This window comes from Brachybacterium vulturis, from assembly GCF_043641765.1.
Taxonomy (GTDB): domain Bacteria; phylum Actinomycetota; class Actinomycetes; order Actinomycetales; family Dermabacteraceae; genus Brachybacterium; species Brachybacterium vulturis_A.
This window is the reverse complement of record NZ_JBHZRO010000025.1, coordinates 1-19637: the sequence shown is the minus strand read 5'-3', so window position 1 is coordinate 19637 and position 19637 is coordinate 1. Positions and strand designations below refer to the sequence as shown.

Genomic DNA, 19637 nt, shown 5'->3' with positions numbered 1-19637 from the left:
GGCAAGCCTACCGTCGCCGTGGCGGCGCGGGACCTCCACACTCCCCTCGCCTCTGTGACACACCGGACATCGCTCTTCGCTGGTGCACGGAACGGGACTCTTGTCCCGTGATGACTGCCGGCCCGTGATGCGCACAGGTGTGAGGTGACATAGACTCAGGCCCGCGCCACCCGACCTCGGGCCACTGTGCCCTCGTGGCCGCGGCGCATACCTGCTTTGCCCCCGTTTGTAAGGAGTCCCTTCTTGTCACCGTCGTCCGACGCCCCTTCGTCCAGCTCCCTGTCCGAGGCGCTGAACTTCACCACGGGACAGATCGTGCAGGAGATCGGCTACGACGACGATGTCGATCTCGATCTGCGTGATGCGATCGAGGATCTCGTCGGTGGGGAGCTCGAGGACGAGGACACCCAGGAGATCGTGGACGCCGTCGTGCTGTGGTGGCGCGAGGGCGACGGTGATCTCACCGACGCCATGGTCGACACCCTGCGCAATATCGACGCCGGCGCCCCGGTGTGGGTGCTGACCCCGAAGGCGGGTCGTGACGGGCACGTGATGCCCGGCGAGATCCAGGAGAGCGCCGGGGTCGCCGGTCTGCGGGTCATGAGCTCGATGAACCTGGCCCCGGACTGGACCGGCACCCGCCTGGCCAGCCGGACCAGCTGACCGCCGCCGCGGTCACGGGGGCCCGCCCCCGCCCGGGTCGTTAGCTCAGCTGGTCAGAGCGTCTGGTTTACACCCAGAAGGTCGGGGGTTCGAGCCCCTCACGACCCACCGCGCGACAGGCCCCCGCCCGGCACCGATGGTGCAGTGACGGGGGCCTTCCGTCTCGCACGGGCCCGGTCAGCGGGTCACCGTGTACAGCAGCACCAGCGCGACCGGTACGGCGATCAGCAGGCAGCCCCAGGTGATCGCTGTCTTGCGGTCCTGTTCCTTCTGCTCGGCGGTGCGGGGGATCGGCTCGGGACGTCCGTCGGCCTCCCAGCGCTCGCGCTCCTCACGACGCCGCACGAGCATGCGGCCGATGAGGACGATCACGGAGACCAGGATCGCCACGAACAGGGCGAGCAGGATGAGGGTGTCGATGGTGCTGCCTCCGGACGGGCTGAGGATCGGATGCGGGCCGGCGGCGGGTGCCGTCCGGGCCCAGGGTCTCACGACCCGGCCTCCTTCCTGGGAGGGGACCTAGACTGGACCCGACCCCAGGGCCGGTCCGCTGCGCACCCCGCGCAGCGCCGGCAGGGCCGATGTGAAGGAGGAGCCGCCCAGGTGAGTGCACCCAGCAGAGAGTTCGACGTCGAGGCGATCCGCGCCGACTTCCCGATCCTGTCCCGCATGCTCGATCCGGACACCCCGATGATCTACCTCGACGGCGGCGCCACCTCGCAGCGGCCGCGCCCGGTGATCGACGCCGAGGTCGCGTATCTCACCCACGACCATGCCGCGGTCAAGCGCGGCGCGCATCGCATGGCGGGTGCGGCGACCGAGGCGTACGAGGGCGCCCGCGAACGGGTCGCGGACTTCCTCGGTGCGCTCTCCCCGGATGAGGTGGTGTTCACCAAGAACGCCACCGAGGCGCTGAACCTCGTCGCCCATTCGCTGGGCAGCGGCGACGCCTCCACCCCCGAGCGCCTGCGGGTGCGTGAGGGCGACGAGATCCTGGTGACCGAGATGGAGCACCATGCGAACCTGGTGCCCTGGCAGGAGCTCGCCCGCCGCACCGGGGCCCGGCTCCGCTGGATCCCCGTGGCCGAGGACTTCACCCTCGATCTCAGCGACCTCTCCTCCCTGCTCACCGAGCGCACCAAGGTGGTCGCCTTCACCCACCAGTCCAATGTGCTGGGCACGATCAATCCCGTCGAGAGTCTGGTCGAGGCCGCCCGGGCGGTCGGCGCCCTGACGGTGCTGGACGCGGCGCAGTCCGTGCCCCACATGCCCGTGGACCTGGCGGGGCTCGGGGTCGACCTGGTCGCCCTGTCCGGGCACAAGATGCTCGGCCCCACCGGCATCGGCGTGCTGTGGGGACGCTACGAGCTGCTCGAGCAGATGCCGCCCTTCCTCACCGGTGGCTCCATGATCGAGATCGTCGAGATGGACCACAGCACCTATGCGGAGCCGCCCGCCCGCTTCGAGGCCGGCACCCCGCCGATCTCCCAGGCCGTCGGCCTCGCCGCCGCCTGCGAGTATCTCGACGCCCTCGGCATGGACCGCATCGCCGCCCACGAGCAGGCCCGCACCCAGCAGGCGCTGACAGGCCTCGCCGGCATCGACGCGGTGCGGGTGATCGGCGCGCCCGCCTCCCCTCAGCGCACCGGTGCGGTCGCCTTCGACGTGGCCGGGCGGCACCCGCACGACGTCGGGCAGGTGCTGGACTCGCTCGGCCTCCAGGTCCGGGTGGGTCACCACTGCGCCTGGCCGCTGCACCGCCGCTTCGGCCTGCACGGCACCACCCGCGCCAGCTTCTCCGTCCACACCACCGAGGCGGAGGTCGAGGCCTTCGTCGCGGGCGTCGCCCGCACCGTCGAGTTCTTCGGATCCTTCTCATGAGCACCCACCTCTCCGCCCTGTACACCGAGCTCGTCATCGAGCACGACAAGCGGCCCCTGCACGCCGGGCTGCGAGAGCCCTTCGGCGCCGAGGTCCAGCACGTCAATCCGACCTGCGGGGACGAGATCACCCTGCGCCTGCAGCTGTCCGCGGACGGCACGGAGCGGATCGAGGACATCTCCTACGACGCCGTCGGCTGCGCCATGAGCCGCGCCTCCGCGTCGATCATGACCGACCTGCTGATCGGGCGGACCGTCGAGGAGATCGGGCCCGTCCAGGCCCACCTCGAGGAGGCGATGCGCTCGCGCGGACGGATCGACGGGGACGAGGAGCTCATCGGCGACGGGATCGCACTGCTGGGAGCGGCGAGGTTCCCAGCCCGCGTCAAGTGCGTGCTGATGCCCTGGAAGGCCTTTCAGGCGGCGCTGGTCGAGACCCGCGCCCTGGGAGCGTGAGCGCGGTGACCGCACCGCAGAGCGTCGGCTCCGTGACCGGGGTCCTCGAGGCCGCCTACCCGCTGGACTGGGCGGAGGCCTGGGACCGGGTGGGTCTGGTGCTGGGGGAGCGGACCGCCGCCGTGCACCGGGTGCTGCTGGCGGTGGACCCGACCGTCGCAGTGGCCCGCGAGGCCGTCGACCGCGGCGCACAGCTGCTGGTCACGCATCATCCGCTGCTGCTGCGCGGGGCGAGCTTCCTGCCCGCCGACGACGGCAAGGGCGCCGTGGTCACGCATCTGCTGCGCCAGGGCACCGCCCTGTGGTGCGGGCACACCAACGTGGACCGCTCCACCCGCGGCACGGTCGGGGCCTGGCTCTCGCTGCTGGATCTCCGCGCGGCGCGGCCGCTGCTGCCGGGAGAGACCGCGGAGGAGGCCGCGCACGGCTCGAGCCGCTTCGGCCTGGGTGCTGTCGGATCCCTGCCCGTGGCCACCACCGTCGGAGAGCTGGCGGCCACGATCGCGGACCGGGTGCCGGCCACCGCCCGGGGGATCCTGCACACCGGTCACGCCGAGCGGGAGGTGCGCACGGTCGCCGTCTGCCCCGGGGCCGGGGACTCCTTCCTCGAGGCGGCCACGACCACCGGGGCCGACGTATACATCACCTCGGACCTGCGCCATCACCCCGCGCTCGAGCATCTCGACTCCGCCGCCGACCCGGCCGCGGTACCGGTCCTGATCGACGTCCCGCATGCCGCGAGCGAAGCGCTGTGGCTGCCGCTGGCCAAGGAGCTGCTGGAGACCGCGGTTCCGGGACTGGAGGTGCTGCTCAGCGCGCACACGACCGATCCCTTCAGCGGTCGCGCCCCGTGAGCCGCCGCGCCTGAGCCGCTGCCCCGCGATTCAGTCCACCCGGTCCACGACCACCAGCCGGTCACCGTCGAGCTCGACCCGCAGCGCCCCGCCCAGCCCCTCGCCCACGGCCCCGACGACCTCCTCGGCGGTGGTCGGCGCCCGGTCCAGCTCCAGCAGCACCTGGGTCACCAGCCCCCGGTAGCGCTTGGCGTCATGGGAGATGACCTTCCGCACCCCGGCACGTTCCTGCACCGGTGCCACCTCGAGCACCCGCACCCCGTCCCCGCTGCGCAGGCCCATCATCGAGCGGTAGCCGCCGGAGCGGCAGTCGATGATCAGCGGCGAGGCACCGTCGGCCTGCTCGGCGCGCAGCTCGGCCGCGAGGGGACGCAGCTGCTTCCCCCACCAGGACCCGGCCTTCCCCAGCCGTGAGAGTGAGGAACCGGAGGAGAGGCGGTAGGCGGGGATCCGGTCCCGGAACGCGTCGACGAGACCGAACAGCGCACTCTGGACCAGCACCTCCCGGTCCGCGGCGGGGACGAGGTCAGGGCCCAGCTGGTCGAAGAGCACTCCGGAATAGACTGTGAGCGGCGGCGCCGTGGGCTCCTGCTCCAGATGCAGCATGCGACCCACCAGCTCGGGCGCGGAGGCCGGGACGCCCAGTCGAGCGGCGGCCTCGGCACCGGCGGCGGTGCGCTGGGCGGCGCGCAGCATCGTGCGCCGTGCCTCCCCCAGCTGCGGCATGCTCATCGCGTCCAGGTCCAGCAGTGCGCTGCCGACCTCCGCGGGGCGGGTCTTCGTCTCCGAGGGCGGCAGCATGATCAGCATCCGTCCATTCTCGGCGGTCTGCCGCGGCGGGCCGGGCAGGGTCGGGGAGACCTTGCGCACGTGCGCCGGGGGACGCGGTGCGCGGAGCCCGGGACGGTCGACGTAGACTGGCCATGGACCAGTCGGCCGGGCAGCCGCGTCCTCGGGGCTCCGGCCCCGGGGCCGAGGAAAGTCCGGGCTCCATCCGGCACGGTGGTGGGTAACACCCACCCGGAGTGATCCGCGGGACAGTGCCACAGAGAGCAGACCGCCGCCGCACCCTCGGGGCGCGGCGGTAAGGGTGAAAGGGTGGTGTAAGAGACCACCGCGGCCTCGGTGACGAGGTCGGCACGGTAAACCCCACCGGGAGCAAGGTCAGACAGGGAACGTTCGAGGGCGCCGGCCCGAGTTCCCGGGTGGACCGCTGGAGGTCGTCGGCGACGACGATCGTAGAGGGATGGCTGCCGATCACAGAACCCGGCTTACAGGCCGGCTGGTCCGCCCCGCACCCTGCACGGGGTGCGGCGCGGTGTGCGCCGGGGCTACGTCGCCGCCCCGCGCTTCGCCCGCTCCTTCTCCGCCCCCTTCTTCACCGCCTTCTCGTCGGCCTTCAGCAGGGCCTTCTCCTCGCGGTGCGCGAGCACCGCGGCACCGACGATGCCGGCACCGTTGCGCAGCTTCGCCGGGACGATCTCGGTCTTCAGGTCCAGCAGCGGCAGGAAGTGCTTGTGCTTCTTCGAGACCCCGCCGCCGACGATGATGCGGGTGGGACTGAACAGGAACTCGAGGTGGGAGAAGTACTCCTGGAGCCGGCCCGCCCAGGTCTCCCAGTCCAGATCCTGCTCCTCCTTGATGGAGCTGGCCATGTAGCGCTCGGCGGAGTCGCCGTGCAGCAGCAGGTGGCCGAGCTCGGTGTTGGGGACCAGAGTGCCGTCCACGAAGGTCGCGCTGCCCACGCCGGTCCCGAGCGTGATCACCTGGACCACGCCGGAGGTCCTGCGCCCGGCGCCGAACTTCATCTCGGCGATCCCGGCCGCGTCCGCGTCGTTGACCACGAAGACGTCATGGCCGGTGCGCGCGGTGAGCAGCGCATCGACGTCGGTCCCGATCCAGGACTTGTCGACGTTCGCCGCGGTCTGGGCGACCCCGGCCTTGATCACGGCGGGGAAGGTGACGCCCACCGGCATGTCGCTCGCGACGTCGAAGGAGGCGATCAGCTCTGCGACCGTGTCCGCCACGGCCTCCGGGGTCGAGGGCTGCGGGGTGGGGATCCGCAGCCTGTCCGCTGCGAACTCGCCGGTGGACAGATCCACCGGGGCCCCCTTGATGCCGCTCCCGCCGATGTCGATCCCGAAGGCCTTCTTGCTCATCGCGTCTCCTGTGTGCCGTGGGCGGGCGAGAGGTCGCCCCGCCGGTCGGAGCACCGACTGCGGCGGTGCTCACGGCGTCCCAGGATACCCGTGGACCGACCCCGGGGAGGGTGAGTTCAGCGCGCGGTCTCAGACCACCGTGAGCAGCTCCGGACCCTCGGCGGTGATCAGCATCGTGTGCTCGAACTGCGCGCTGAAGGAACGGTCCTTGGTCACCACGGTCCAGCCGTCGTCCCACGACTCCCAGGCCTGGGAGCCGAGGGTGATCATCGGCTCGATCGTGAAGGTCATGTTCTCCTCGATCACGTCGTCGAACATGGGGGCGGAGTCGTAGTGGGGGATGATCAGTCCGTTGTGGAACCCCTCGGCGACCCCGTGGCCGGTGTAGTCCTGCACCGACTCCAGGCCGTGCCGGGAGGCGTACTTCTCGATCACACGCCCGATCACGTTGACCTCGCGGCCGGGGCGGGCCACCTTGATGCCGCGCATCATCGCCTCGTGGGCCCGCTCCACCAGCTCCTGGGCGCGCGGATGGACATCGCCCACCAGGAACGTCGCATTGCAGTCGCCGTGCACTCCACCGATGTACGCGGTGACATCGACGTTGAGGATGTCCCCGGACCGCATCACGGTGGAGTCGGGGATCCCGTGGCATATCACCTCGTTCAGGCTCGTGCAGCAGGACTTCTCGAAGCCCAGGTAGCCGAGCGTCGAGGGGTAGGCGCCGTGCTCGAGCAGCACCTCGTGGACGACGGCATCGATGTGGTCGGTGGTCACGCCCGGCTGTGCGGCCTCGCCGGCGGCCTGCAGCGCGAGCGCCGCGATCCGTGACGCCTCCCGGACCCGGGCGATCACCTCGGCGCTCTGGACGAACGGACCGGAGTCGGAGACGGCCTCGTCCTTGCCGACGTACTCCGGTCGCTCGATCCACGCGGGAACGCTGCGACGGGGGCTGAGGACGCCCGGGACCAGCACCTCGCGCTCTTCGGGACGGAACCATTCCTGCTCTACAGTCATGCCTACCAGTCTCTCACCGACTTCGAAGGAGACCGACGTGACCGAGGGCACGCAGTATTACTTCAACCTGACCAACGGCACCGTGGAGGAGGGGCACCAGTCCCCGGGCACGGAGCTGATGGGCCCCTACGCGACGCGCGCGGAGGCCGAGCGCGCGCTGCAGACCGCGGCGGAGCGCAATCAGTCCTGGGATGAGGAGAACGCGCAGTGGGAGGGCTACGGGAGCGAGGGCTCGGGCTCCGACGAGCCGCGCTGACGCGTCCGGCCCGCCGTCTGCGGGCTCATTCGAAGGAGTGCTCGGGTCCGGGGTAGCTGCGTTCGGCGACCTCGGCCCGGAACTGCTGGGCGGCCCGCTCGAGCTGCGGGCGCAGATCCGCGAACGTCTTCACGAACTTCCCCTGGAAGCCGGAGAGCCCGGCCATGTCCTGCCACACCAGCACCTGACCGTCGCAGTCGGGCCCGGCCCCGATGCCGATCGTCGGCACCGACAGCGACGCGGTGACGGAGGCGGCGACCGCCGCCGGGACCAGCTCGAGCACGATCGCCGCCGCGCCCGCCGACTGCAGTGCGAGCGCATCCTCGCGCATCTTCTGCGCGCCCTGCGGATCTCGTCCCTGCACCCGGTGCCCGGACAGCGAGTTGACCGACTGCGGCGTGAAGCCGAGGTGGCCGAAGACGGGGATCCCCGCCCGCGCCAGGGCCCGCACCTGGGGCGCCACCTCCTCGCCGCCCTCGAGCTTGACCGCGCCGGCCCCCGCGCGCACCAGCTCGACGCTGTGGCGCAGCGCCTCGGCGGGGCCCGCCTCGTAGGTGCCGAAGGCGAGATCGGCGACCACCAGGGGACGGGTGACGCTGCGGGCCACCGCGCCGGTGAAGGTCAGCATGTCCTGGTGCGTGGTGGAGGTGGTCGAGTCGTAGCCGAGCACCGTGGTGCCCACGGAGTCGCCCACCAGGAGCACCTCCACCCCGGCGGCCTCGAAGGCCTTCGCCGCGAACTGGTCGTAGGCGGTGAGCATCGAGAAGGGCCGACCCTGCTCCTTGGCCTGCGTGAGGTGTCGCAGTCGGATCGTGGCCGGCGCGGCGATGCCGGACGCGGGCTCAGTGCTCACGGGACGCTCCTGGGCGGTGGACGGGACGAATGGTCTGCGGGCCAGCATATCCTCGTCAGCTCCTCACCGGTCTTCCCCCATCGCGCCGAGGCGACACGGGGGCGCTGTCAGCGGTGCGCCGGAATATGCGAACCTGGTGCCGGTCGCCACCGCGGCGGCCGGGGAGGAGAGGCATCGTGACCACGATGCGCGCCATTCTGCGGGGCACCGCCACCGGCATGGGGGCCATCGCCCTGCTGTGCGGAGCCGCGGCCTGCACCGGCGGCGAGGAGGCATTCCCGAGCGCACCGCCGGAGGCCTCCACGACCGACCCCGCGACCGAGGACCCGGCGAGCGACGGGGGAGGGGAGAGCCCCTACCGCGACGTGGAGCTCGAGGCCGCCTCCCAGCGCTTCGTCGAGGTGCTGCGGGTGCTCGATGATCAGGACTGGGAGGCGGCCTGCGGCATGGTCCTGGACCCCTCCACCGGGACCGCCCCCGAGGGCGAGCGCCTCCAGGACTGCGTCGACGGGGTGGAGCCGGTCATCGGCGAACGCGCCGAGCAGCTGGAGCCCGGGACCTTCGACGCGATCGACTCCTCGATGATCGAGGCGAGCGACAACGGGGACGGCACCGTCTCCCTCAGCGTGCTCGGCAACGACCTCGGCATCCCGATGGCTCCCGGGGACGACGGCCGCTGGTACCTCGTCATCCCCTTCTGAGCGCTGCTTGCGTCCCCCTCGCTGAGGCACACTGGGCGCATGGGACATCTCCACGACGACGTCATCCGCACGGTCTCCGACAGCGATGTGCGATTCATCCGGCTCTGGTTCTGCGACATCGCCGGGACGCTGAAGTCCATCGCGATCTCCCCGTCGGACCTCGAGACCGCCTTCACCGAGGGCATCGGCATCGACGGCTCGACCATCGAGGGGCTCACCCGCAGCTTCGAATCGGACATGATCCTGCGCCCGGACCCGGCCACCTTCGAACTGCTGGCCTGGCGCGGGGAGACCAACGCGACCGGCCGGATGATGTGCGATGTGCTCACCCCGGACGGCGAACCCGCCGCCAGCGATCCGCGCCGGGTGCTGCGCGACGCGCTGGGCCGCGCCGAGGAGAAGGGGCTGGAGTTCTTCACCCATCCCGAGATCGAGTTCTACCTCTTCGAGGAGCCCTATCGGCAGGGCGAACCGCTGCGGCCGATCGACCATGCCGGCTACTTCGACCACGTCCACCGCGGGCAGGGCCAGGACTTCCGCCGCACCGCCATCCAGCACCTGGAGGCGATGAACATCCAGGTCGAGTTCTCCCACCACGAGAACGGCCCCGGTCAGAACGAGATCGACCTGCGCTACGCCGATGCGCTCACCACCGCCGACAACATCCTCACCCTGCGCACCGTGGTCAAGGAGGTCGCCCTGTCGATGGGGCAGGTGGCCACCTTCATGCCCAAGCCGATGATCGACCAGCCCGGCTCCGGGATGCACACCCACCTCTCCCTGTTCCAGGGCGGCAAGAACGCCTTCCATGCCCCGGGCGCCGAGTACGGCCTCTCCCGGATGGGCCGGCAGTTCATCGCCGGGCTGCTGCGGCACGCCCCCGAGTACAGCGCCGTGACCAACCAGTGGGTGAACTCCTACAAGCGCCTCTGGGGTGCGCAGGAGGCGCCGAGCTACATCTGCTGGGGCCACAACAACCGTTCCGCCCTGGTGCGCGTACCGTTCCACAAGCCCACCAAGGGCACCAGCTCCCGGGTCGAGTTCCGCGGTCTGGACTCCTCGGCAAATCCCTACCTCGCCTTCTCCGTGCTGCTGGCCGCCGGGATGGCGGGCATCGAGGGGGAGTACGAGCTGCCCGAGGGTTCGGAGGACGCGGTCTGGGACCTCACCGAGCGCGAACGTCGCGCGATGGGCATCGAGCCGCTGCCCACGGACCTGTTCCGTGCGCTCGAGGCCTTCGAGGGCTCGGAGCTGATGGCCAGCACCCTGGGGGAGCAGGTCTTCGAGTTCTTCCTGCGGGACAAGCGCCAGGAATGGCAGCGCTATCGCGAGCAGGTGACCGATCACGAGCTGCGCTCGACCTTCAGCCGCGTCTGAGGACGCCGGGTCGGAGAGAGGAGAGCGCGTGAGCACCGAACCCCCCACCACCACCGGAGTCCTCGCCCGCCTGGGATTCAGCAGCACCGACCGGGTGCGCCGGTTCCTGGACGAACCCGCTCTGGCCGGACTCGGCGACGGCGCCGCAGCGGCGCTGGGCCGGACCGCCGACGGCGACGACGCTGTGCTGGGACTGCTCCGGCTGGCGGAATCCGCGCAGGAGGACGGTCAGGACGCCCTGCTGACGCAGTTCCTCGACGGGATCGGGGAGGAGGGCTCGGCCGGTCAGCGACTGATCACCCTGCTGGGCACCTCGGTGGCGCTCGGTGACTTCCTCACCCGCCATCCCGAGAAGCTCGCCCTGCTGCGCGAGGGGGACGACGAGCTGACCGTGACCGCCGATGCCGTCCGACGGGACCTGCTCGAGGCCGTCGGCGCCGATCCCGAGGCCGAGGTGCCGGTGGCGGGGGGCGCCGGTCGAGAGGTGCGCGACGCTCTGCGCATCGCCTATCACGGCCGGCTCACGCAGATCGCCGCGGCCGACGTCTGCTCTGCGGATCCGCCCGCCCTCCAGCCCCGCGTCTCCGGGGCCCTCAGCGACCTCGCCGATGCGGCGCTCGAGGCGGCCTCCGCGATCGCCCGCGCCACCGTCGAGGATCACCGCAGCGTGCGCTGGGCGGTGATCGCACTGGGCAAGACCGGGGCACGTGAGCTGAACTTCCTCTCCGACGTCGACGTCATGCATGTGGTCGCCCCCGCCGCGCACCTGATGGCCGAGGACGGCGAGCTCGGCTCCGAGGTCGAGGAGGACCTCGTCGCCATCGGCTCCGCCCTGGCCCGCGAGCTCGCCCGCGCCTGCTCCGAGCGGACCGGGGAGGGATCGCTGTGGCAGGTCGACGCGAACCTCCGGCCCGAGGGCAAGGACGGCCCGCTGGTGCGCACCCTGGCGTCCTACCGCCGCTACTACACCGAGTGGGCGAAGTCCTGGGAGTTCCAGGCCCTGCTGAAGGCCCGGGCCGCCGCCGGCGACCGGGAGCTCGGCGACGGCTTCGAGACCATGGTCGAGCCCTGGGTGTGGCAGGCCTCCACCCGCGAGGGCTTCGTCGAGGATGCCCGGGCGATGCGCCGCCGGGTGGTCGCCCACATCCCGCGTGCCGAGGTGGAGCGCAACCTCAAGCTCGGTCCGGGCGGACTGCGGGATGTGGAGTTCACCGTCCAGCTGCTGCAGATGGTCCACGGCCGCGCCGATGAGGTGCTGCAGGGCCGCTCCACCCTCGATTCCCTCGCCCGGCTCGGCGAGGGCGGGTACATCTCGCGCGATCACGTGGCCGAGATGGATATGGCCTACCGCTTCTTGCGCTGCGTCGAGCACCGGCTGCAGCTGCACCGGATGCGCCGCACCCAGGTGCTGCCCACCGCCGCGTCGGACCTGCGCCGCCTCGCCCGCAGCCTGCGGTTGACTCCCGATGAGTTCCACCAGCGGTATCAGCGCACCCGGCGCCGCGTGCGCCAGCTGCACGAGGAGATCTTCTACCGGCCGCTGCTGCTGACCGCCTCCCGGCTCAGTGACGGCCAGATCCGGCTGAGCACGGAGGACGCCTCCGCCCGGCTGGCCGCGATCGGCTACCGCGATCCTGCCCGCGCCCTCGGCCACATCGCCGCGCTGACGGAGGGCATCTCCCGGCGGGCGAAGATCCAGCGCCAGCTGCTGCCGGCCATGCTCGAATGGTTCGCCGACGGCGTCGATGCGGATCTGGGGCTGCTGGCGTTCCGCCGGCTCTCGGACACCATCGGCTCGGCGCACTGGTACCTGGGCCTGCTGCGCGACTCCGGACTCGCCGCGAAACGGCTCACCCGGGTGCTCGCCGCGGGCCGCTACGTCGGCGAGCAGCTCGAGCAGATCCCCGAGGGGGTGCGCTGGCTGGCCCGCGACTCCCAGCTGCGACCGCTCGCCCGTGACGTGCTGGGACGCGAGTTCCTCGCCGTCATCTCCCGGGTCGACGAGGCCGAGGAGGCCCGCGACGTGCTGCGCCGCACCCGCAATCGGGAGCTGCTGCGCATCGCCCTGGCCCACCTCACCGGGGTGGCGAGCCCGACGGAGATCGCGCGGGCGCTCACCGATCTGGCCGAAGCGGTGCTCGAGGCCGGGATGCTGGTGGCGCTGCACGTGGTGGCCCGCGAGCGGGACGCGGTGGGGGAGGACGCCGAGACCCTCGACAGCGAGCCCGAGATCGACGTCGGGACGGCGCTGCGCCTGCGCGAGAAGCGCTCCGATCCCGCCCGGGCGCTGCGCATCGAGATGGCGATCATCGCCCTGGGCAGCTTCGGTGCCCGCGAGATGGGCTACTCCTCGGACGCCGACGTGCAGTTCGTCGTCGTCGACCGCGGGGCCGGCAAGGATGCCGTGGAGATCGCCGGGGCGGTCGCCACCCAGACCCAGAAGATCCTCAACGCCCCCACCGCCCGCTCGGACATGCGGGTCAGTGCGGATCTGCGCCCCGAGGGCAAGGTCGGACCGCTCGCGCGGAGCCTCGAGTCCTGGACCGACTACTACCGACGGGACGCCGAGACCTGGGAGAAGCAGGCCCTGCTGCGGGCACGGCCCGTGGTCGCCTCCGAGGCGGTGGCCGAGCAGCTGCGCGAGGAGATGGACCGGTACCGCTACCCCGCGGGCGGGCTGTCGGCCTCCGCGCGGCGGCAGATCACCCGGATGAAGGCGCGGGTCGAGTCCGAGCGGCTGCCCCGCAATGCGGACCCCTCCCGTCATGTGAAGCTCGGCCGTGGCGGCATGACCGACGTGGAGTGGACCGCGCAGATCCTCGCGCTCGAGCACGGCCATGAGGTCGAGGGTCTGCGCACCCCGCGGACCCTCGAGCAGCTGGAGTCGGCGGCGCAGGCGGATCTGCTGCCGATGCGGGAGGTCAAGGAGCTCACCGAGGCGTGGACGCTGGGCTGGCAGATCCGTCGCAGCCTGTTCCTGTGGAAGGGGAAGGAGGGCGATGTGCTGCCCACCGACCGCCACGACCTGCGCGCGCTGGCGCTGCTGATCGAGGGGGCCGATGGCTCCGCCTCCGAGCTCGAGGAGCGATACCTGCGGGTGACCCGTCGGGCGCGGAGCATCGCCGAGGAGGTCATCTTCGGTCCGCAGGACTGATGCCCCCGGCGACACCGCGCGATGTGATCCGTGGTCCGCCTCGGCGCGTCCGCTGCGGATCCCGCCCCGGCCGCGCACCCCGCGGCGTACGGTGTCCCTCGTTCGTCCCGACGCCGCCCGGCGTCGCCCGCCACCGTGAGGACCCATGACCACGCCCTCCCTCAGTGCCGACACCCCGCGCGGCCGCATGTACCGGCTCGAGCCCGACGGCCCGCTGATGTACCCCTCGATCACCACCGTCGCGGGAGCGCGGGCGAAGGACTTCCTGCAGGGCTGGTACGCGACCATGGCCTCGAAGCGGGCGCTGGAGATGTACTCCTGGCTGGACCGCAATCCCCACCGCGCCGCCGCCGAGATCTCCCGCGTCACCCGGGACCGCTGGGGCAGCCAGAAGCGCATCGCGGCCGCCGCCCCGGAGTACACCCGCACCGCCGCGGACTTCGGCACCCTGGTGCACGCCGTGTGCGAGGAGTGGGGGACCAGCGGCTCCCGCCCCGACGGTGCGAGGATCGGCGCGATCGTCGAGCAGATGCGCACCGAGCAGGGGAGCTTCGCGGCCGAGCAGGATCCGCAGGCGCTGCTGGCCCGCGTCGCGGTGCGTCTGGACGGCTACGCCCGCTTCCTGGACGACTTCCAGCCCGAGTTCCTCGAGGTCGAGCAGACCGTCGTGAACCACACCGTGGGCTATGCGGGGACCACCGATGCGATCGTGAAGATCGGCAACACCGTGCTGAGCGCCGACATCAAGACGTCGAAGAAGGTGCGCGGCGACTTCGCGCTGCAGGGCGTGGCGGTGTGCCGGGCGGAGCTGCTGCTGGACAACGACGGCTCCACCCGGGAGATGCCGGACCTGACCGGCGCCTTCGTGATCCATCTGCCGGAGGCCGGCGGCTACCAGGCGGTGCCGCTGCGCACCGGCGATGCCGAGTTCGAGGTGTTCCGCGCCCTGCGGGCCAGCTGGTCCTTCGAGCCCGACGAGTGCGCGCTGGAGCCCGCCGCCGGTCCCAAGGACCTGCTGCTGTCGCTGCTGAAGGCCAAGGGCGGGATGGACGCGCTGGGCTGAGCTCGGCTGCGGCGACGGGGCGGGCGGCGTGCTTGCCGCCCCTTGATCACCTCTATAGCCTGGGGTACGTCAGCCCGATCGCCGAGCTCCCGGTCCGGTTGCGCTCCTGCGGACGGCGCTGCCTCACCGACGACCCAGGGGGACGCCTCATGACCACCACCGACGGCGCCACCCCCGAGCCCGGCTCCGCCGCCCCTGGTCACGCATCCCCCGGTGCCGGCGCTGCGGATGCCGCGATCGTGGTCCGGGACCTGAGCAAGACCTTCGGCACCACCCGCGCCCTGGACGGCTTCGACCTCACCGTGCCCCGCGGTGAGGTCACCGGCTTCCTGGGCCCGAACGGCGCCGGCAAGTCCACCGCCATCCGGGTGCTGCTGGGCCTGCTGCGCGCCACCTCCGGCTGCGCGGAGGTGCTCGGGATGGACCCGTGGTCCCAGGCCGTGCAGATCCACCACCGCCTCGCCTACGTGCCCGGGGACACGAACCTCTGGCCGCAGCTCACCGGGGGAGAGGCGATCGACGTGCTCACCCGCGGGGAGCGGGGCGCCGCCCACCGGAGACGTCGGGAGGAGCTGATCGAGCGCTTCGAGCTGGATCCCAGCAGACGGGCCCGCACCTACTCCACGGGCAACCGACAGAAGGTCGCGCTGGTCGCGGCCCTGTCACGGGATGTGGACCTCTTCATCATGGACGAGCCCACCTCGGGGCTGGACCCGCTGATGGAGGCGATCTTCACCGATGAGGTCGCCCGGCTGCGCGCCGACGGGCGCACCGTGCTGCTGTCCAGCCACATCCTGGCCGAGGTCGAGAAGCTCTGCGACACGGTGACGATCATCCGCGCCGGCAAGGACGTCGAATCCGGCACCCTGGCCCAGCTGCGCCATCTCACCCGCTCCACGGTCGCCGCGACCACCGGCGCGGACCCCGCCGGCCTGGCGGCGATGGACGGTGTGCACGATCTGCGCATCGACGGCGACCGGCTGCGCTTCGACGTCGACGACGCAGCGGTGCACGACGTGCTGCCGGTGCTGACCCGCATGGACGTCACCGCGCTGACCATCACCCCGCCCTCGCTCGAGGACCTCTTCCTGCGCCACTACGGCGACGACCTCGCCGCCGCGGACGGTGCGCAGCAGTCATGAGGACCGCCGCCCGCACCAGCACCGCCGCCCACGACAGCAGCGCCCCGACCCATCGGGCGGCACCGGTCCCCACCTCGCCGCTGACGGGACTGGGGTCCCTGGTACGGCTCTACGGACGGCTCTCACGGCGAGCGGTCCTCATCTGGACGCTCGCCGTGCTGACCCTGGTGCCGGCCTCGATCCTCGCCATGCAGGAGGCCTAACCCGACCAGGGGGCGCTGGACGCGCGGGCGAGGCTGCTGGACAACCCCTCGGCCGTGATGATGACGGGCCCCTACTTCGCCACCGACCAGTACACCTTCTGGGCGATGGTGGCCAATGAGCTGTTCCTCTACATCCTCATCACGGCCGCGATCATGAGCGTGCTGCTGACCGTGCGTCACACCCGCGGCGAGGAGGAGGCCGGGCGCCTGGAGATCACCCGGGCGCTGCCCACCGGCCGGCTCGCCCCCGCCGTCGCGGCACTGGTGATCCTCACCATCGCGAACCTCGCGCTCGGTGCGGCGGTCACCGTCGGCACCGTCTCGGTGGGCGGGGAGATCGCCGGCTCCCTCGCCCTCGGCCTCGCCACCGCCCTGACCGGGATGGTCTTCGCCGCGATCACGGCGGTGACCGCGCAGCTGACCGAGCACGCCGGCACCGCCTCCGGCCTGGCGCTGGGACTGCTGGCGCTGGCCTTCATGGTGCGCGGCGTCGGCGACGTCCTGAACCGGCAGGGCTCCTGGCTGTCCTGGTTCTCACCCCTGGCCTGGGCCCAGCAGACCCGGGTGTTCGTGGATCTGCGCTGGTGGCCGCTGCTGGTGCCCCTCGCCGCGCTGATCGCGCTGCTGGTGCTCGGCGGTGCGCTGTCCCGCCGCCGTGACGTGGGCGCCGGGCTGCGCGCCGCCACCGGCGGACGGCGCACCGCGTCCTCCGCGCTGCTCGCACCGGGCGGGCTCGCCCGGCGACTGATCACGGGGACGATGATCGCCTGGGCCATCGGCCTGTTCCTGTTCGCGATCGCCTTCGGCTCGCTGGCCTCCTCGCTCACCGACGTCGTCGAGGAGATGCCCACGATCCAGGATTTCGCCCCGATCGTGCTGGAGGACCTGACCGGCTCGTTCTCCGCCTTCGTGCTGATGATGCTCGCGATCGGACCGGTGGCCCTGATCGTCTCCGGCGTGCTGCGGATGCGCAGTGAGGAGGTGGCGGGACGGCTGGCCGGGGCACTGGTGGCCGGCACCTCCCGCGTGCGCCTGGCCCTGAGCTGGTTCCTGGTCGTGCTGGTCGAGGCGGTGCTGATGCAGATGCTGCTCGGCGTCGGTGTGGGGCTCGGGGTCTGGGCCGCCACCGAGGACACCGGATGGATCGGGGACCTGACCCTGGCCTCCCTCGCCTACCTGCCCGCGATCGCGCTCTACGGCGCGGTCGCCCTGGCGCTGTACGGGCTGAGTCTGCGCCTGACGGGCATCGCCTGGGCGCTCGTGGTCTACACCGCGCTGGTCACCTTCCTCGGCGACCTGCTGGGCCTGCCCGACGGCGCCAAGGACGTCTCGCCGCTGCATCACGTCCCGCTGCTGCCCTCGGCGGACGTCGACGGGCCACCGCTGCTGGTGATGGCTGTCGCTGCCGCGGCGCTGGTGTGCGTGGGCCTGGTGGCGGTGCGGCGACGGGATCTGGCGGCGGGGTAGCGGCGCGGACGCCGGGGGAGGAGACTTCCCGGCACCGGACGGGGTCCCCGCGGCCGCAGCGCCCCGGGGCCGATGAGAGGCGGACCCGATGACGACGTACCTGATCTCCTTCCCGAGCGCCGCGATGACGGCGACCGGCACAGAGCTGCAGGCGGCCTCCGAGGACTCCCACGCCGTGGTGCGCGCGGCCAAGGCTGCCGGCGTGTGGGTCTTCGGCGGCGGGATCGACGGCAGCGTGCCGCCCGTGATGGTCGACGGCACCGGCACCGTGCTCGAGGCCACCTACACCGAGACCCGGCATCTCGACGGCGGCTTCGCCGTGCTCGAGGTCGCCACCCGCGAGGAGGCGCTGGAATGGGCGCGGAAGCTCGCCGCGGCCTGCCGCTGCGCTCAGGAGGTGCGGGTGTTCGGGGAGGATGCCGAGAGCTGAGGGGCGGCGGCGCGGGGGCGTGTGCCACGTTCCATCGATCCGGTCACCACTCCGGAGACGGCAGCGGCGGCATGACTGGTGCGTCCGGAGTCGCTCGATCGCGGAGCGCCGAGGCCCGCAGGCGATCGCGAGTGGCTGTCGCGAGTGGATTGCCGACCGGTCCGTCGTGCAATGGATCCCCGGTGCTCTGCATCCACAGGAACAACTGCTCGGAGAGGTCTGCCAGGCGGTCGGTGTGATTCGGATCCTCGGCGAGGTCGTGCTGCTCCCAAGGGTCGTTCCGCAGGTCGTAGAGCTCGAGGCTCGGGTGGTAGTCCTCGTGCGCATAGCTGGGCGCGCGAGGCGTGCAACGGCGCCGCCAAGACTGGCTGGGATCCATGTACCCCGGTGCCGAGCTGAAGTTGGCGATGAGCTTGACCTCGTCCGTGCGCACGCAGCGCCGAGGATCGTAGTAGTCGTGGTAGGTCATCTCCGCGAAGACATGTTCCCGACCGGAGGTGGGATGCTCACCGGTCAGGGCCGCGGCGAAGCTCTCGCCGTGCATCGTCCGGGCCGATCCGGCGGGCAGTCCCACGGCCTCCATCAGCGTCGGCACGACGTCGATGTTGCTCAGTGCCCCGGTGACCGAGCGCCCTCCGCTCCAGCTGCCGGCCGGCCAGCGGACGATGAAAGCGATCTCCAGCCCCGGGTCATACAGGGAACACTTGGCCCGGGGCAGTGCGAGCCCGTGATCGGTGGTGAAGATCGTAATCGTGTTTTCCGTCAGACCGAGGCCGTCCAGCGCCGTCAGTACGGTGCCGACCGCGGTATCCATCGCCCTGATCGCTCCCTGGAGCTCGGCCAATTCTGCTCGTGCCGTGTCGTTGGCGACGAGATAGCCGGGCACCTGCACACCCCGACTGGTGTCAGGGTCCAGATGCTCCCCGAGGAACCCCATCACGCCGTGCTCGTCCCGGGCGCCCGGAAGCCGATGCGGCTCCTGGAACCCGACCTGCAGATAGAAGGGCTCGCTCCCGCCGGCGAATCGGTGGAGAGCGTCGATGCCCCGCTCGGCGACGACCTCCGCGAGACCGCCAGTACGGACCTGATCAAATCCGAGGCGCTCCGCGACCGCGTCGTCCTCGAGAGCTCGGGACTCGTGATGCACACCGATCAGCTCGCTGCGGTACCCGCCGTCGCGCAGCATCCCGGCCAGGTGCCTCTCGTCCGGATGCAGATCCCAGGCGAAGGAGCGGTGGGTCAGGCCCATCACGCCATTGGCATGGGGCCAGCGACCGGTGAACAGCGCGGCCCGGGACGGGCTGCACTGCGGGGCGGCCGCGAACATGGACGTGGCACGGACGCCCTCTGCCGCCAGGGCGTCCAGATGCGGTGAGACCACGCTGTCGGCTCCGTAACAGCCAAGATGACGACCGAGGTCGTGGCAGTGGATGAGCAGGATGTTCGGGCGGGACATGGAGCCTCGACTCACGGGTGGGGATGTCACTTGATGCCGGTCCGCGCGACCCCAGCGATGACGCGCTTCTGAAAGATGATGAACAGGATCAGGATCGGTGCGATGGCCATTAGCGAAGCCGCCATCATCAGCGGATACTGGCTCTCGTACTGACCCTGCAAGGTGGCGATGCCCACGCTCAACGGCCGGACCGTGTCATCGGTGGTGATGACCAAAGGCCACAGCAGCTCGTTCCACGACCACATCGTGGTCATGATCCCGAGCGCAAACATCCCGTTCCGAGCCAGCGGCATCATGATCCGAGAGAAGATCTGGAACGGATTCGCGCCGTCCAATCTCGCCGCGTCCTCGAGCTCATCGGGCAGGCCGAGGAAGAACTGGCGCATCAGGAACGTGCCGAACGCTGTGGCGAGGCCGGGAGTGACGATGGGGGCCTGACCCTTGTTCGTGGACACGCTGATTCCAGCATTTGCTGGGGAAGCGAGATCATGAACCATGGCCAGGAA

General features: G+C 71.3%; 20 protein-coding genes, 1 tRNA gene and 1 other RNA gene. 15 read left to right on the top strand and 7 right to left on the bottom strand.

Features of this window, described 5'->3' with window-relative positions:
• Positions 1-243: 243 nt before the first annotated feature.
• Both ACHUEU_RS15195 and ACHUEU_RS15190 read left to right on the top strand, forming a co-directional pair.
• Positions 244-663, top strand: coding sequence for a DUF3052 domain-containing protein (locus ACHUEU_RS15195; protein WP_394216942.1), 420 nt, complete (start codon positions 244-246; stop codon positions 661-663).
• A gap of 34 nt (positions 664-697) precedes the next feature.
• Positions 698-771 (top strand) — tRNA-Val (locus ACHUEU_RS15190).
• Between the two features lie 69 nt (positions 772-840).
• On the opposite strand, the gene ACHUEU_RS15185 is transcribed toward ACHUEU_RS15190, so the two are convergent.
• A complete protein-coding gene (locus ACHUEU_RS15185; RefSeq protein WP_394216941.1) occupies positions 841-1155 on the bottom strand; it encodes a hypothetical protein in 315 nt (104 codons plus the stop codon).
• Between the two features lie 111 nt (positions 1156-1266).
• Here ACHUEU_RS15185 and ACHUEU_RS15180 point away from each other — a divergent pair, with 111 nt between their 5' ends.
• The 3 genes from ACHUEU_RS15180 to ACHUEU_RS15170 are packed head-to-tail and all read left to right on the top strand — an operon-like array spanning position 1267 to position 3853.
• Complete coding sequence (locus ACHUEU_RS15180) at positions 1267-2544, top strand: aminotransferase class V-fold PLP-dependent enzyme (RefSeq protein WP_394216940.1); 1278 nt, start codon at positions 1267-1269, stop codon at positions 2542-2544.
• Positions 2541-2999: a Fe-S cluster assembly sulfur transfer protein SufU gene (gene sufU / locus ACHUEU_RS15175; protein WP_394216939.1), complete on the top strand. Its 459-nt coding sequence runs from the start codon at positions 2541-2543 to the stop codon at positions 2997-2999. The genes ACHUEU_RS15180 and sufU overlap by 4 nt, the downstream gene beginning before the upstream one ends.
• A gap of 5 nt (positions 3000-3004) precedes the next feature.
• Entirely contained in the window at positions 3005-3853 is an 849-nt protein-coding gene (locus ACHUEU_RS15170; RefSeq protein ID WP_394216938.1) for a Nif3-like dinuclear metal center hexameric protein, read from the top strand.
• 30 nt (positions 3854-3883) lie between these two features.
• On the opposite strand, the gene yaaA is transcribed toward ACHUEU_RS15170, so the two are convergent.
• Complete coding sequence (gene yaaA / locus ACHUEU_RS15165; protein WP_394216937.1) at positions 3884-4663, bottom strand: peroxide stress protein YaaA; 780 nt, start codon at positions 4661-4663, stop codon at positions 3884-3886.
• A gap of 118 nt (positions 4664-4781) precedes the next feature.
• Between yaaA and rnpB the strand changes: the two genes are divergently transcribed.
• An RNA gene (gene rnpB, locus ACHUEU_RS15160) (RNase P RNA component class A) lies at positions 4782-5143 on the top strand.
• Positions 5144-5184: 41 nt separating this feature from the next.
• On the opposite strand, the gene ppgK is transcribed toward rnpB, so the two are convergent.
• Complete coding sequence (ppgK, locus tag ACHUEU_RS15155; protein ID WP_394216936.1) at positions 5185-6012, bottom strand: polyphosphate--glucose phosphotransferase; 828 nt, start codon at positions 6010-6012, stop codon at positions 5185-5187.
• 129 nt (positions 6013-6141) lie between these two features.
• Positions 6142-7029, bottom strand: coding sequence for a type I methionyl aminopeptidase (gene map / locus ACHUEU_RS15150; RefSeq protein ID WP_394216935.1), 888 nt, complete (start codon positions 7027-7029; stop codon positions 6142-6144).
• 37 nt (positions 7030-7066) lie between these two features.
• On the opposite strand from map, the gene ACHUEU_RS15145 reads away from it, so the two are divergent.
• Positions 7067-7285 (top strand): SPOR domain-containing protein, encoded by a 219-nt coding sequence (locus ACHUEU_RS15145; RefSeq protein WP_394216934.1) that lies wholly within the window; start codon positions 7067-7069, stop codon positions 7283-7285.
• 25 nt (positions 7286-7310) lie between these two features.
• Here ACHUEU_RS15145 and panB read toward each other — a convergent pair whose 3' ends face one another.
• Positions 7311-8138 (bottom strand): 3-methyl-2-oxobutanoate hydroxymethyltransferase, encoded by an 828-nt coding sequence (panB, locus tag ACHUEU_RS15140; protein ID WP_394216933.1) that lies wholly within the window; start codon positions 8136-8138, stop codon positions 7311-7313.
• A 176-nt stretch (positions 8139-8314) separates the two neighbouring features.
• Between panB and ACHUEU_RS15135 the strand changes: the two genes are divergently transcribed.
• From ACHUEU_RS15135 to ACHUEU_RS15100, 8 genes are all read left to right on the top strand, one after another.
• The gene (locus tag ACHUEU_RS15135) at positions 8315-8839 is read left to right on the top strand and encodes a hypothetical protein (RefSeq protein WP_394216932.1); all 525 of its coding nucleotides are present in this window, start codon (positions 8315-8317) and stop codon (positions 8837-8839) included.
• Between the two features lie 39 nt (positions 8840-8878).
• Positions 8879-10216 carry a glutamine synthetase family protein gene (locus tag ACHUEU_RS15130; protein ID WP_394216931.1) on the top strand — a complete coding sequence of 446 codons (1338 nt, stop codon included), beginning with the start codon at positions 8879-8881 and terminating at the stop codon, positions 10214-10216.
• A 28-nt stretch (positions 10217-10244) separates the two neighbouring features.
• Positions 10245-13370, top strand: coding sequence for a bifunctional [glutamine synthetase] adenylyltransferase/[glutamine synthetase]-adenylyl-L-tyrosine phosphorylase (locus ACHUEU_RS15125; RefSeq protein WP_394216930.1), 3126 nt, complete (start codon positions 10245-10247; stop codon positions 13368-13370).
• A 145-nt stretch (positions 13371-13515) separates the two neighbouring features.
• Positions 13516-14433, top strand: a complete 918-nt coding sequence (locus ACHUEU_RS15120) for a PD-(D/E)XK nuclease family protein (protein WP_394216929.1) — start codon at positions 13516-13518, stop codon at positions 14431-14433.
• A gap of 149 nt (positions 14434-14582) precedes the next feature.
• Complete coding sequence (locus ACHUEU_RS15115) at positions 14583-15575, top strand: ABC transporter ATP-binding protein (RefSeq protein WP_394216928.1); 993 nt, start codon at positions 14583-14585, stop codon at positions 15573-15575.
• Positions 15572-15778 (top strand): hypothetical protein, encoded by a 207-nt coding sequence (locus ACHUEU_RS15110; protein ID WP_394216927.1) that lies wholly within the window; start codon positions 15572-15574, stop codon positions 15776-15778. The genes ACHUEU_RS15115 and ACHUEU_RS15110 overlap by 4 nt, the downstream gene beginning before the upstream one ends.
• Before the next feature lie 57 nt (positions 15779-15835).
• Positions 15836-17245 carry an ABC transporter permease gene (locus ACHUEU_RS15105; RefSeq protein WP_394216926.1) on the top strand — a complete coding sequence of 470 codons (1410 nt, stop codon included), beginning with the start codon at positions 15836-15838 and terminating at the stop codon, positions 17243-17245.
• A gap of 88 nt (positions 17246-17333) precedes the next feature.
• Positions 17334-17675 (top strand): YciI family protein, encoded by a 342-nt coding sequence (locus tag ACHUEU_RS15100; protein ID WP_394216925.1) that lies wholly within the window; start codon positions 17334-17336, stop codon positions 17673-17675.
• Positions 17676-17718: 43 nt separating this feature from the next.
• Here ACHUEU_RS15100 and ACHUEU_RS15095 read toward each other — a convergent pair whose 3' ends face one another.
• Both ACHUEU_RS15095 and ACHUEU_RS15090 read right to left on the bottom strand, forming a co-directional pair.
• Positions 17719-19131, bottom strand: coding sequence for a sulfatase family protein (locus tag ACHUEU_RS15095; RefSeq protein WP_394216924.1), 1413 nt, complete (start codon positions 19129-19131; stop codon positions 17719-17721).
• Between the two features lie 26 nt (positions 19132-19157).
• The coding region (locus ACHUEU_RS15090; RefSeq protein WP_394216923.1) for a carbohydrate ABC transporter permease at positions 19158-19637 on the bottom strand (480 nt) is incomplete at its 5' end.

Coding starts and splice junctions, on each gene's coding strand:
- sufU (WP_394216939.1), top strand. CDS start 2,541: ATGAGCACCCACCTCTCCGCCCTGTACACCGAGCTCGTCATCGAGCAC.
- yaaA (WP_394216937.1), bottom strand. CDS start 4,663: ATGCTGATCATGCTGCCGCCCTCGGAGACGAAGACCCGCCCCGCGGAG.
- ppgK (WP_394216936.1), bottom strand. CDS start 6,012: ATGAGCAAGAAGGCCTTCGGGATCGACATCGGCGGGAGCGGCATCAAG.
- map (WP_394216935.1), bottom strand. CDS start 7,029: ATGACTGTAGAGCAGGAATGGTTCCGTCCCGAAGAGCGCGAGGTGCTG.
- ACHUEU_RS15130 (WP_394216931.1), top strand. CDS start 8,879: ATGGGACATCTCCACGACGACGTCATCCGCACGGTCTCCGACAGCGAT.
- ACHUEU_RS15120 (WP_394216929.1), top strand. CDS start 13,516: ATGACCACGCCCTCCCTCAGTGCCGACACCCCGCGCGGCCGCATGTAC.
- ACHUEU_RS15115 (WP_394216928.1), top strand. CDS start 14,583: ATGACCACCACCGACGGCGCCACCCCCGAGCCCGGCTCCGCCGCCCCT.
- ACHUEU_RS15110 (WP_394216927.1), top strand. CDS start 15,572: ATGAGGACCGCCGCCCGCACCAGCACCGCCGCCCACGACAGCAGCGCC.
- ACHUEU_RS15105 (WP_394216926.1), top strand. CDS start 15,836: ATGATGACGGGCCCCTACTTCGCCACCGACCAGTACACCTTCTGGGCG.
- ACHUEU_RS15100 (WP_394216925.1), top strand. CDS start 17,334: ATGACGACGTACCTGATCTCCTTCCCGAGCGCCGCGATGACGGCGACC.
- ACHUEU_RS15095 (WP_394216924.1), bottom strand. CDS start 19,131: ATGTCCCGCCCGAACATCCTGCTCATCCACTGCCACGACCTCGGTCGT.